This window comes from Hyphomicrobium nitrativorans NL23 (assembly GCF_000503895.1).
Taxonomy (GTDB): Bacteria; Pseudomonadota; Alphaproteobacteria; order Rhizobiales; family Hyphomicrobiaceae; genus Hyphomicrobium_C; species Hyphomicrobium_C nitrativorans.
Genome location: NC_022997.1, coordinates 3,510,717 through 3,524,128 on the forward strand (window position 1 = coordinate 3,510,717; position 13,412 = coordinate 3,524,128).

Here is a 13,412-nt window from a genome sequence, read left to right on the forward strand (position 1 = left end):
AAAAAGTCAAGAAATAAGGTGTCGCGCGCCTCCTGGTTCAAGGATTGGGCACTCTCAATCGCCAAGCGTTCCGTGCCAGGCAAGGGGAGATCGCCTCACGCCCGCGCGCTCTCAATCATCCATCTGGTGGTGGCTGCACCTGCGCGGGTTATGTGCACGCCTCTGGCCCCGCTCGGCTCTCGCCAACCGCACACCGGAAGAGTTCCGCGAGCACCATCCGGCTCTTGCCGTGACGAACGATCAGGTCCAGAAATTTAGCCCAGGACTCACCCTCTGACTGGATGAGAGAAGGGGCTCAGATCAGGCACACAACACAGAGAACGGCACAACCCCCATGTGTGGGACCACGTCCGACCCACAGTTTCCCTCAACTTTTTTCGAGGGACTGTAAGATTGTGGTAGCTATTGGATTTTTGGGGGAGGACGGACTTTCGCTAAGTCCTTGATAAATTGGTCGGAGCGAGAGGATTTGAACCTCCGACCCCCAGTCCCCCAGTAATATCAATTACTTATGTCGTCTTTTCTGAGATGAAATATCAACCCCTTGCGTGCTCTTAGCTGAGTCAACATCTGAGCCTGGACAGGTCGAAAGTCTGCTCTCGCATACCGAGCGCATACCAAATCTGACCCTTCGATCTTCAGGTGATGGACAGGCCAACGGGCTCGCAAGGGTGAACCGTTTCGTGGTCCCGGCGTAGGTCTGAATCACATACCAGTGGTTCTACCACTCCATTAAGCCACTGAAATATAATGTTATTCTAGTGCGGCCTAGGATGCTTCAACCTCCTTTCAGGGGAGTATTCCTTATGGCCATCTCTGCCCACAACTCTACTCACAACAAATCCTCCAACATTACCAATAGGTTAATCCTCTCCAGAATCAAAGAAGCTACGACGACCGGAAGGGCCATTGCCATCTGGGACGGCGAGCTTAGGGGTTTCGGCGCTCGTATCTCGCCAACAGGGCGTGTCACTTGGATCGCAAGCAAGGCCATCGGCAGGGGCAAAGGAAGCACACAGCGCGTTGTCGTAGGCCACTATCCGGGAATGCCTCTTGATCAAGCTCGTATAGAGGCAGGACAGGTCATTGCGCGGTTGGCCAAGGGTGAGGATGTCATCTCGCAGGTGAAGCAGGCCAAGGTTGCAAAGATCGAAAGCCGTCAGTGCCCGACAGTCAAAGAAGCTGTTGCCGATTACCTTGATGGCCGGAAGCATAACCCCAAGCTAACACCCGGATCGCGATACGAGACCGAGGTGGCCGGGCTGTTCCATCGTCAATACGTCCCCGAGCTAGGTGCATCAACGCGCCTCAACGCAGTGATAAAGGCGGACATCAAGGCCATGCTCAAGAAGCGCAACGATGCCGGGCACTATGGTGCAGCCCGCTTTCTCATGGCGTCTCTGCGTCCATTCTTCGATTGGTGCATCCATGAGGACTACATCTCTACCAATCCATGCGCCGACCTCAAAGCACCGCCACCGCCAAGACGACTGCACAAGCTCAATACCCAGGAGATCGTCACTCTATGGTCGGCATCATCGTGCGCGTCTGACACTTTCCCAATAATCGGCGCGTACTGGCGGCTGCTGCTCATGCTCTTGCAACGTCGCTGTGAGGTCGGCGGCCTTCGCTGGCGGGAAGTTGATCTTGACCGGGCTGAGTGGATCATCCCCGGCTCACGAACAAAGAATAAGCGGGAGCATCTAGTCCCCCTCCCGAGGCAGGCTGTGGCCGAGCTACAGGCTCTAGGTCCAAAAAGCGGTGAATCTGATTTCATCTTTGGTCGGTTCGGCACCTCCCCACTCAGCGGGTTCTCCCAAGCGAAGGAGGAGATAGACGCGGTGATGCTTGCCAGGGCGACAGAGATTAATGCCGTCGTACGTCCGTGGCGCATCCATGATCTCAGGCGCACTGGGGCGAGCCTCATGTCTGGAATTAAGGTCCAAGGCCGGACGATGCCCCCACACATCATCGAAGCGGTGTTGAACCACACGCCGGGCACACTCGAAGGCACCTATCAAGTCTGGTATTTGCACAAGTATGCTGACGATAAACGTGAAGCACTACAAGCATGGGCTGATCATTTGGATAGGGTGGTTGCCGCCTCGAATAGTTGAATAGAGCCATTTTGCTTTTCTCCAGCTTGTAGGATTGGAGGAGGCGCTTTAAATATTTTCAAATTGACAAACCCGGACATTTCGGTTATTTATAATAGCGCTCATAATTCTCTTTGGAGAGTTTTTGGCGGCTAGTTTTTAGGGTAACACGCGGCCCTTAATGTGCGCGTGGGCATGCTGCGGAAATAGCTCGCAAAACCGCTTCGTTGCGGATAGCAAAGTATTGCCTACTGGCATGCTGAAACTCTAATCCTGATCCACCATGGGGCAGGTGCGGCTAACGCCGTTCATGCATGGTCATAGCTGACCCTTGAAGCGGGGGCCACGGTCGCCTGTATGTCAGCAAGCTAACCGTCTCCAAGAGTAGTCGGCGATCTACGGCTGAGCAGCATCCGCGATGGATGTACGTATCTGTGTGTCTGTCGATCCGTCGGGCGCTCGGCACGAGTGAAAGAGCGTGGACGCCTTGGGATTATGGCCTGGGCCAGCGCGCTAGACACAAGGCATAAATCATAATCCAGGTAACCCCTGATGCTCATGGCATCCAGCCCTGCGATCCTGCCCCCATATCGATGACTTTTGGGATGGTACCAAAGAAAAGGCAAAGGGACTCTTGGCGCTATAGTAGCTTTGCAGCCTTTTATGCCTAGCCGTCACTCAGATAATCCGTCAAAAACACACACCATTATTGCTTGTCTCAAGCGAATTGATTCACAATCAAGACGCTGAAAGATCATAGCTATCACAGCAGCCCCCCGCTCAATCTGGCAGTGAAGAGGCACCGCCCCTCCTTCTCCTGCTTGGCAGATTTCTGTCGCATATTTTTGAGTCCAGATCCGTCTCTGGTTTCCATATCCAAACTAGCCGTAGCGGCTCAACGTGAAGCAAAGCCCGGACCGGCTTACGGCTCGGTGCAAAGAGCCATTTTGTTTTTATCCAACCATAGGTAGAAGGAGATGAAGAAAGTAAAGATGCCACCTATTGCGGGGCTCTTCACGGAACCTCGTAAACGCCCCCCTAAAGGCAGAGAGCCTTACTTTGAAGCTATTGAGGGCGTTATGTGCGCTCTCGTTCCTCTCGGAAAAGAAGGCAAGCAAGGACGAGCCATAATCGAAACAGACGATTGGGATCGTTACCTTGCCAACGACTATTCCCCGCGCCTCCGTCTCAATAGCAGCAGAAACGTCGTGACCGGGCACCGTCAAAGCGCCCGCGGCCGAAGCTGCGACACGACTGTCGCCCGGATCATCTTGCGCAGTGAAGCAAAGAAGGGCCACCGCGTCAGATACGTCAACAGCGACCGGAAAGACCTGCGTCGTAAGAACCTAGAATTGGTGCGAGGTAAGGGCGGAGACGCTTTGCGCCCTAACATGCCCGATCCGCGCACAGGCCGCAGAGAGGTGCATCCTGCGTTCATACCCAACAAGGAACAGGCGGATCAACGCAAGGACCTGTTCCATGCGGGAGGCGTTGCGGTCTCAAAGATGGGCCTTCCCCCGAACGGCTTAGAGTGGACTGCGGAAAACATCGCGGAGAAGTACGATTGGAAATGAAAGGAAGTGACGATTAGAAAATGCTACAAGAAAATATTGATAGTGAAGCAGAGAGCTACCCAAGTAGTCAGTTCCCACACGTTTCCAGCCACAGAGAGCGCGACGACGCTTATCGATATGTGGCTGCCTCCCTCACCGACAAGTGGCGTATCGCGTCTTGCCATGACGGCATGCAATGGATTGTCCAATACCGATCCACCAAGGATCAGTGGCGATCCAAGAACTTCTTTGCTCGCGCATTCCACGCTAAGGATTGGGTTTGCAGATATTTCGAACCGGACGCGTGTCAGACCGCCCATGATTGAACCGAGACACATCCGTATACATGAAGCTGAGTGGCTCCAAACACCCTTACACCGGCCACTTAGGAGAGGCGTACAGAGGTCTTCTTGGTTGGCAGACAACGAGAAGCCTTTGGAACTGTCCGAGAGTCTCAGGCCACGTCAAGCTGACGGAACGCTTAGCCGAGTTAGCGGTCATGAGACCGTCGGCGACGAGGTGAGCAACTGGGTTGTGCAGCTCCGTCCGCACTTCACTGTTGAGCGGACGAACCGTCGACTTGCCACACTGGACTGGAAGCGGACGTAAGCTCTCTGCATTCCGCGCCAGAATGTCAATGCAGCAGGTCGAACGCGATCGGGCCCTTGCGGTTGAAGCGCACTTTGAACGATACGGTATCGCCGGAGCGCAGCGAGTTCCACATCAGCGGCGGGGTATTGTCGGCATGCGTGAAAATGCGGGCCGGGTAGGCTGCCGACTGAACAAAGGCTATGGTGGCTTTGAGCGAGGCGATGGTGCCGGTGTAACAGCCCAACCGTTTGGTGATGATGGTGTCGCGCGCAGGCGCGCGCTGGCGGAAGTGGGACGGGGCTAGCCGGTCTATCTGGACGAACACCTGCTGGGCCTCGTGCGCTGATCCGGTAAGGAACAGGTACTGGGCGTGTAGGTAGCGTGCTTCGTAGTTGTGGTCGTTGCTGGCGTAGCTCTTGGCGAGGTGCTGCTGGATGGCGAGATGGCGGTCGGGCTCGTTGGCGAGCAGGTACTTCGCCATCTCAAGGTGTGCCATGCGATCGTCGGGGTTGCGCTCGAGGGCTGAGCGTAACACTTCGCCGGAGCGGGCGGGCTCGTGGTGTTCGTCATAATACTGAGCCAGCCGGATCGCCACGCCGGAGCCGCGCGGTCCGGCCTTCCAAGCTTTCTCGAGCGCGGCCACGGTCCGCTTGTGCTGGGAGAGGATATCGCGCAGGCGCGCCTCGGCCTTGTGCGGCTCGCTGTCGTCGGGGAACAGCTGCTGGAACTGCGCCAGCTGTTTCTCGGCATCCTTGATCTTGTCTTGGAAGAAGGCGAGGTCACGCTCGTTCGGGGGATCGGCGAGGGCCTGCGCAAGGTCGGCAATTTCATCTATGGTGATGTTGACACGAGTGGACAGTACATAGGCGTCCCGGTCGGCGCGCATTTCCGACAGGCGCTCGCGCGCTAGACGCCGGTATTGCTCCTTGGCGAGCGGCGATGTGGCAAGGTTGGCCCGCTTGCGGCAGATGAGGGCGTGCGTGTGCTTAATGGGCTTGGCATCGGGACCAAGCAACAGGGCTTCGCGCACCAGGCGGTCGGATTCATCGAGCGAGCCCTGCGGGTGGTTGAGCTCGAAGATTGCCCATTGCTGATAGAGGAAAGCGCGATCAGGCGCGGCTTCAAGCGCCGCCCGATAAATCGTGCGCCCCGCTTCGGGTGAGGCAAGGTCGTCGGCGAGTTTGCGGCCACGGGTGATCTCGTCGAGCGCACGCGCGTCCGAGCTATAGCCAATATCGAGCGCACCGACGATTCGTGCCAGCTGTTCGGCGCGCTCCTCGTCGCTGGCGCAGGCTTGTTGGAACACGAGCTTAGCGATGTGGGAGTGGCGGGCGATGTAGTGCCAGTCGCCAGTATAGTGGTCGACGTCATTGAGCACCACGTTCTCCAGGGGCACCAGGAAATTCTGCTGGTAGTCGGCAAAGCGGATGCCCGAGATGCGCGATATGGTGCCGGCGCGAGCGACTACGCCGTACTGGTGCAAGGTGCAGATATCGAGGTAGAGCTGGCGCGCCTGCTCGGGGACTATGCCGAGGTATTCCTCGTGCACGATCTTCTCGAAGGGCTTGCCGAGGGTGGTTTCGTGCAGCGCCACCAGCAGCTGACTCTCGGCACGATCGGTGAAAGCTCGCACCTGCGCGTCGCGCTGCTGGCCCGCCAGCAGACCAAGTGCGTTGTGGCGTGTCAGCAGGTCGAGCAGTGCCTCGATCTCGGCCCCGGTGAGGATCGGAATGGCCATGTCGTTAGGCATGCCTGATTGTTGCAGGCTTTCGCAGTAGACATTCCATTCGTTCAAGCGCTCGGCTCCGATCAGCGTGAGGGGGAGACCCTTCAGCTTAGCGGTGGTGATGAGGCTGTGCAGCACATCGACGCGCAGTGCGAGCTTGTCTACGAACAGAAACAGCCGCTTGCCGCTCAAGCGGTGCAACTCGGCGAGCGTGTCGAAGGAGATGGCGCCGCTGTCGTTGAGCCATAGCACGAGCGCGTCATAGTCGGCGGCGGCCTCCCACGCAGCGCGCTTTAAGACGATGGTCTTGCCGGAACCGGCCGGCCCAGTCACTACGTAGAAGTCGAGCTCTGGGCCGGCAGGGGGATCGAGCACGGCATCAAGCACGATGTTGTCGACGATGCGGCGGGGAAAATCGAGGCGCTGCGCGATCGCACCCCAGCCCGTATCGAAGCCCTGGTAGAAGCGCTGTGGATCCTGCGCCGCGAGCGGCATCTGCGGGTGCACCAGCGTCAGATCCCGCTCGAGCGCGGTGGCGAGCGCGGCCGGCGTTGGCTGGTTGGTCTTGAAGTGGCGCCGCACCGGTTCGGTGACCGTGCTCGGTGTCGGCGCGAGCGCGCGCGCCGCCGGTGGGATTTCGCGGTCGAGCGCCTGCATGAACTCGTTGAAGGTGGCCTTGATAATGTGCACGTTGCGGCTCGCCCAGAACTGCACCTCGAAGTCGGTCGCCTTTGGCGTGACGATGTAATAGGCGGGGCGCTTGATGCCGTCTGCGGCGAGATCATAGATCAGGTTGCGGATATGCGGATCCGCAAGCTGGTAGCCGACGAACACGAAGGCGCTTTCAAAAGCCCAACTGCGCAGCCGGTCATAGAGGCGCGTGCGGTGGCGCTCGTACTGGCTGTAATGCTCGGGTGAGAGTACCAGCGGCACGTCCTTGTCGTGCAGGTGGTTCAAGCAGCCGTGCAGCTTGAGGAACATCAACGGCGCCGCGTCCCGCTGCAGCCGCTCTTCCACCGGTTCGCTGTCCTTCACGAACGGCACTAGCGTTTGCAGCCGGTCGCGCGCCGAATAGGCCTTGTCGACCAGTAGGTCGTAGTTAGTGGTCGCAAGCCCGCGCCAGCGAAAACCCGGCAGAAGCTTGTGTGCTGGCGACGGCTGGAACGCGTCTAGCTGCGTGCGAACGAACTCGAAAACCGTTGCTTGGCCGTGCACCTGGATCGCCATCTCGGCCAGCACGGTGAGATCGTAGTCCTCCATCGGATTGTTGAAGAAGCGTATACCGAGCTGCGCACGCAGCTCCTTGGCCGACGGGCCATGACGGCCGTGCGTATCGAGAGCATCCATGGAGGCGCCGGCGCCAAGGAAAAGCACGACATGCTGGCTGCGCACCGATTGCTGCAGCGCTGCCGGCAGATCGACCCGTGGAGGAGCGAGCGTTGTGGTCATGCAATGACTGGCTGAAAGAGTGTGATGTGAGCACAAGCCTAGTGTATCGCGCCGCAAATGGAAAGGACGGCCGCGACCGGAACGGCAACTGTCCACCACCTCTTTCCGGCGCGAGCGGCAAGCGCTAGAGCGGCGCGTTTCTGCGGTGCATTGCGCGCCTACCGGCCAAAAACATCGGCACGCAATGGCCGCGCTACTACCCAAAGCAGAACTATGTTCGGTCACGTCCCCGAGCAAGCGCAGTCGCGCGCAACTTCCGACATTGGGACCGACCGTTGTACAAGGTGGCGGCACGCCTGCTATGGAAAAAATAGCACCAGACTCCGCCATGTCTAGAGTACCAACACACTTCGCCCACGGGGGGTTCTTTTGAAAGTCTTCTATTCTTGGCAGAGCGACCTGCCGGGCGCCACGCATCGCCATTTGATCCGCAGCGCATTGGACCGGGCCATCACCGAAGTGTCCAACGAGCCCGACCTTGAAGAGGCTGATCGTCCCGAGATGGACGAAGCCACCAAGGGCGAACCGGGCATGGTCGATATTGCCGCGACCGTGTTGAAAAAGATTGGAGAGTGTAGGGCCTTCGTGGCGGACCTGACGCCGGTATGCGAAGCGCCCAACGGCAAAAAGATGCCGAACTCCAACGTTGTCTTCGAGTTGGGCTACGCCTATGCCAAGCCGGGTCAAGGCGCCATCATCGCCATCGTGAACAAAGCCAAGTACAAGCCCGACGACTTGCCGTTCGACCTGCGCGGCAAGCGAGTCATGAGCTACAAGCTTGCCGACAACGCAACGCCAGCGGAAAAGAAGTCCGCGCTTGATGGGTTAACTCGCGGGCTGACCGATGCCCTGAGGCTCATCGTTACCAACGCCAGAGATGTAAAGGCTGCCACGACGGAAATTGAAGGGGTAGAAGCCGATCCCTCCAACCCCTCCATCTGGAAGGGTGGCCGCAGGTTCGACTTCACCATCCCCTACCTGAATGAGGATGTGGTTCACATTATTGACAGCCACCAGCGGTCTTTCGTCCGCATTATACCCGCGCCGTGGAAGGTTCCTAACATAACTGAGGTGGCTAGCCTGGCTAACGACCTATGGCCCTCTACGTCTGGCGGCACTGGCAGCGGAAACTACGGCGCTGTAGAGTTCGGCTACGTCAAGCTGTGGTACGCAGGCAAGAGGGATGACGGCCAATACATCGCCAAGAATGTCGCTGCATTCCACGAGGCCAGCGGCGAATGGTGGTTTATCGATGGTTCGTCGGTCATCGAATATCAAAACGAGACCTTCTTCGACCCCATCAAGACCTTCGCGGAGTGGCAACGGTCCATCCGGAACGCCAATGCTAACCTCGATAGGCTCGGCGCCCCACCTCTGAGGAAGGTTATCGTCGGTGTAGTGGGCACGCAGAATGCCATGTGGGCGGGCAGGCCCGAGAAAAAGTTTCGCAAACCGTCGATGGAGCACTCAGCGCAGAACGCTCAATGGACCGCGGTTGACGAGATGGTCTTCCTGAAGGACGCTTACAACATCGTCCGCAATGGCTTCGCCATGGAGCCGTTGGACCAAGTGAAGTTTGATAAGCTGCTAGACAAGCTCGTGTGAGCTGGCACCGATTCCAAACTCTTCTGCACCTGCCAAGCGACATACGCCGTAACTAGCAAGCGGCTATCCTCCCATTCATTTACAAGCTCAAACGGGCTAATCTGGAAGACGAGATGCGAGAGGGCGCATCGCAGTTCGTAGCGGAATACAAGCGGGCTAGCCGAAAGAATGCAAATCCCCGGTAGGTAGATTGTTTCAGATCTTGGCTAGAGCTTGCTTCAATTGCGTGTCAACGTTGCCCTCAGACACGGTCAAATGCACAACATCCCCGGTCCGAAGTCTTTCAATCACGCTTGGCAATAGAAGGCCTTCAGTCTCTTTAGGGGTGACCAGAAGCAAACGCGCTGCTCCATGCACATCGGCGAGGTATTGTTCAATAGCAGCATGTGTCAGACTCTCTGGCGTAAGCTTCGCTTCTAAAACGACATGCTTGTCGCCCCGCGTAATCACAAAATCTGCGTTGTTTCCTCGGTGAAGTTCACCTGACTTCAGGATCCTTTCAAGGGAATCCTTGATCATCTGTTCGAACTCAAGCGCATCGGTGATCCTCTTTGCTATCTCGACGGCATCATCTGAGGACCGGACACTGATGGTTTCTTTTCGACCATCTGGCTTAGAAACGATCAATTCGCGAAGCACTTTGTCTGCAAAAGCCCTCGATGTAATCCAAGAGACTAAAAGGCCTGCTGTCGTCGCGACAACCCCTGCAAGAAATGACAGCGTAAAACTTGCCTCCATCACACCTTCTCCTTCACAAATACGAAGGCCAGACACGACGCGTATACGACAATACCGATTAGAAGATGATCATTGATCCAAAGGTGAGCTGATTGCGGGAACTTAATCGAGACATAGCAGGCCGCACACCAGGCGAACAAGAAGAGCAGCAAAGTCATCCATACTATGGAAGTCAGGATATGATCCGCTTTTGAGACCGCTATGACGTCTGGCCGATTTCGAATCTTGACGTTGATAATCTTCGGACGGACTAGCGGCGGAAGGAACGAGACACCGGCGGCGGCCAGCGCAGGGCCCGTGAACTCAAAAGTATTAACCGACATGATAGTGCGAAGGCCCCACTCAAACAGGAGCAGGATCAACGGGAAAACACAGACGAAAGCAGTGTACATATCGCCCCCCCACCGCGCGTAAGTATCGTATATCTCTTCGAATTCCTCATCCGGATTCGATCACAACGAGCAACAAAAACTTACCGCAACCAACCCTGCCGCGAAAGCCATAAGTGCCTTTGGGGGATACGGCGGTTCACAGGGGAGCTTACGGGTCTGTGTCTGTAGTAGATGGCAGTGACTGAGCTTCACACTGAGCCCTTGTGGCCCAAAAATATGATCTGCGATAGGAGGTGGAACATACGCGCTGCGAGTCTCGCCGCCAGTACATCCGCTTTCATCAACAGCAATTCTCAAACGTCCGCTCAGCGTCTACGAGCGGAGTTCCAGACAAAGCGACATTTGGAAGGGCCTTGGGCGCCCCCGATGTCCGCAATTGGGACGCAACGTATTAGGTAGGTTGCTCGGCCGAGAAAGCTGACCTGTACGATTGCATGCGAACGGCGAATAGGGCCTCAAGTCCGATGTCAGCTTAGATCTTCTATGCAGACATTCCCCGCGCGCTCGTCGCCTTCGTCATTGCGGTACAGGATCACACCAAACGAGTTCCACGCCTGGCAGGAGGTGTGGTCTCGTGGATAAGGGGGAAATGTCCTTGCCTTTTCAGCCGCGATTGGGATCTCGTTTCCTGCAGGCCGTCGAAGCGGGAAAGCCCAAACGCGCTCATGAGAACAGATAAGCGGATCCAGGAAGCGGTAGAGGCTGGCCAGAAGAACCAGAGGACAATGCTTCTTGTCCGCAACTGGTGTTCGCATATGAAGGTTCGGCGCATGGGAGGCGTCGGGCTGATCGAAATGCAGACCAGACTGCCTATTGGTCACCACTCCTTGGAGTGCCCACATGCCGCCGCCGCCGGGATGGCCACTTGGGATTTGGCTGATGCCGCAGTCGATTTCTATGACCGCAACTGCGCGGGATGCTCGCACCGAAAGCCGGTCGGCTTTCCCAATATCTTCGAACTTGTAGCGGCGCGAGACAAGGCGAAGGCGGAAAAAGAAGAGGAGGCCAAGGCCTATCAGGAAAAGGTCGCCTCGGAACTAGCTCGCCGTGATGCAGCCCGTGAGGCAATTCGCCAAGAATTAAGCCCTGTCCAGGCGACGGTGCTCGATCAACTCCGGGAGCTGGACCACAATCCAACCTCAGAACGCGTTACTCAACTGGTGGAAACCGCCAAGGTAGCACCCGAGCACTTCACAGCCTCCGTACAGGACCATTTGATGGAGCTGCTCGACATAGGCGGGTGGTACCGCAGCGAAGCGTGCCTTGGGGTTCTTGAGGCCCTTGGCGCTCCTGCAGACAAACTATGCAACGCCGCCCTCAAAGCACTCGGGGCACACGACGCGGTTCACGAGGCGGCCGCTCTGGTTTTGAAGCATGCCGCTGCAGCGGATGAGAAGTTGATCGCAAAGGCATTGTCATCGCTCATTGGCCTGGCAAATCCCAAACCCTGTCCGATCATGGGAGGCCGCCAGCAAGTTGACCCTCGGCCCCTTCAAGTGCTGTTCCGCCATCACCCCAAGGCAGTTAAGGAAGGCATCGAGCGCATCTTGGATAGCAACTCGGCCTACCGTGTTGAAACGGCAGCACGAGGGATTGAGGCTATCTCAGAGAGCGATCCCGCGTTTGCAGTGGGATTTGCGACGACGCTGGTTTCCAAACTCGTTCGTGCCAATCACTTACTACAAGATCTTGATGAACGAGATTTTGAGCAGACCGGCGTCATCCGTAAAGCGATTGCCGCGGCATTCGCTTACAGTCCCGATGAAGTCGACAAGATCATTCAAGGATTTGTAGTCGGCGCAGACGACGATGGGCGCGCTGCAATTGTAAGCATCTACAATGCGGTCTTTCGAGACTTACAATTTGGCAGAGGCCGCTTCGGTGCGGAGAAAGTACCGCCCACGAACGCACACGCCCTCGCATTCAAACGCCTCATCTGGGCAGCGACATCAATGCAAGGTACGGAAACTTTGCAAGCCCTCCAGAGCGCGCTCCATGGAGAGCTCTACGATCTAGCGCCCCTGGCGACACAGGAGATCGATAGTCTCTTGGGCGCCTCCGCATTGCTGGACGACAAGCTGAACACAAAAACCTCGCCGCTTCTCACAGGGATTCAGGATCCTGTGCCGCAGGAATTGGCGGAGCTGGAACAATGGAACCGGCAAGGCACTCTTAGCGGGCTCCAGGAAACATTCGTGCGTTGGGCCTGCCAAGCAGCGCGCGCCGGCGGCATGCCTGCCGTTGAGACGGTGCTTGCTTTCTTCCGGCAGCTTCCGGAAGACCGCGAAAATCTGCGTGCGGCCTTCATCGGCAACATGCACAAAATGATAAGCGGGAATGAAACGCTCAACGCGATTCTGCCGGATTTTTATAGCGCATTGGTGGGCGGGTCCCAGCTATGTCGGTCTTCGGCTGCCTCTGCCCTTGGTGAATTCGCGGGCCGCCGTCACAACGACCTTCCTGATCTTGTGTATGAGGCTTTTGTTCCCCTCCTGACAGATCCTTTTGTCATTGTTCACCAAGCCGCAGTTAGGGCTCTTGAGCGGTTCACCTTGCCGGAGGCGCTTGCTCCCCAGGCGCGCAACGCGCTTGTCGTTTTAGTCATGACCTATGCGCAAAGCCGCTCAAACGATCGGTTTCTCCTCGATTGCCTTGAGCTTCTATGCGGTCGTTATGAACCAGGTCCGGAACTTGAGCCACAATTGGCCAGCACTGTTCTCGCGCTGCTCAAGCGCGCAAAGCCCTCAGAGGTGTCACGGGACATCCGCTTCTGGGGGAGACGCCTGCGCAACCACGCGCGCTTTGGAGACCTCCTGCTGCACCTTCTTCAAGACCGAGAGGCAATCGGATACCACGCGGACAATCTCTATTCGGAACTGAAAAAACTGCCTCACCATGTCATTCAAGCCAATCTCAATGCCATTGAGCGCTTCGGGCTCTTGGGTAACCAAGTTATCCGAGGACGTTCTGGCTTTATCGTTGGTTTGCTTTCAGAGGCCGGAGCTGGGGAGAAGGTCCTCAATGTTGCCCGCGCTGCCTATGCCGCAATTGAAGACACGGCTTGGAATAAGCCTGCAAAACTTGACGCTGAACTCAGAATGATTGCGTGTGAGTATGAACACGCCATCGCATCTGGTGACAGCGCGGGCCTCGCTGGAGTTGGCCAGCGATGGCGGAGAGCCCACAAGGAACGTGAGGTCGACCTTGCGACGCACAAGCAGCGGAGAGATCCTCTCCGAGGTCTACTCGGCTAGAATCGAGG

Annotated in this window: 7 protein-coding genes; 4 read left to right on the forward strand and 3 right to left on the reverse strand. The window is 57.1% G+C overall.

The genetic code is table 11. The features are described from left to right. Positions 1-806 precede the first annotated feature (806 nt). Entirely contained in the window at positions 807-2,117 is a 1,311-nt protein-coding gene (locus W911_RS16355; protein ID WP_023788656.1) for a tyrosine-type recombinase/integrase, read from the forward strand. 956 nt (positions 2,118-3,073) lie between these two features. Beyond that, a complete protein-coding gene (locus W911_RS18235; protein WP_144083636.1) occupies positions 3,074-3,670 on the forward strand; it encodes a hypothetical protein in 597 nt (198 codons plus the stop codon). Positions 3,671-4,283: 613 nt separating this feature from the next. Here W911_RS18235 and W911_RS16365 read toward each other — a convergent pair. Beyond that, positions 4,284-7,415, reverse strand: a complete 3,132-nt coding sequence (locus W911_RS16365; protein ID WP_023788658.1) for a P-loop NTPase — start codon at positions 7,413-7,415, stop codon at positions 4,284-4,286. Positions 7,416-7,784: 369 nt separating this feature from the next. On the opposite strand from W911_RS16365, the gene W911_RS17595 reads away from it, so the two are divergent. Next, a complete protein-coding gene (locus W911_RS17595; RefSeq protein ID WP_144083637.1) occupies positions 7,785-9,020 on the forward strand; it encodes a hypothetical protein in 1,236 nt (411 codons plus the stop codon). A gap of 195 nt (positions 9,021-9,215) precedes the next feature. On the opposite strand, the gene W911_RS16375 is transcribed toward W911_RS17595, so the two are convergent. Further along, a complete protein-coding gene (locus tag W911_RS16375; RefSeq protein WP_023788660.1) occupies positions 9,216-9,758 on the reverse strand; it encodes a hypothetical protein in 543 nt (180 codons plus the stop codon). After that, positions 9,758-10,150, reverse strand: coding sequence for a hypothetical protein (locus tag W911_RS16380; RefSeq protein ID WP_023788661.1), 393 nt, complete (start codon positions 10,148-10,150; stop codon positions 9,758-9,760). Before W911_RS16380 ends, W911_RS16375 begins: the two co-directional genes overlap by 1 nt. 665 nt (positions 10,151-10,815) lie before the next feature. Between W911_RS16380 and W911_RS17600 the strand changes: the two genes are divergently transcribed. Further along, positions 10,816-13,404 carry a hypothetical protein gene (locus tag W911_RS17600; RefSeq protein WP_023788663.1) on the forward strand — a complete coding sequence of 863 codons (2,589 nt, stop codon included), beginning with the start codon at positions 10,816-10,818 and terminating at the stop codon, positions 13,402-13,404. Positions 13,405-13,412 lie beyond the last annotated feature (8 nt).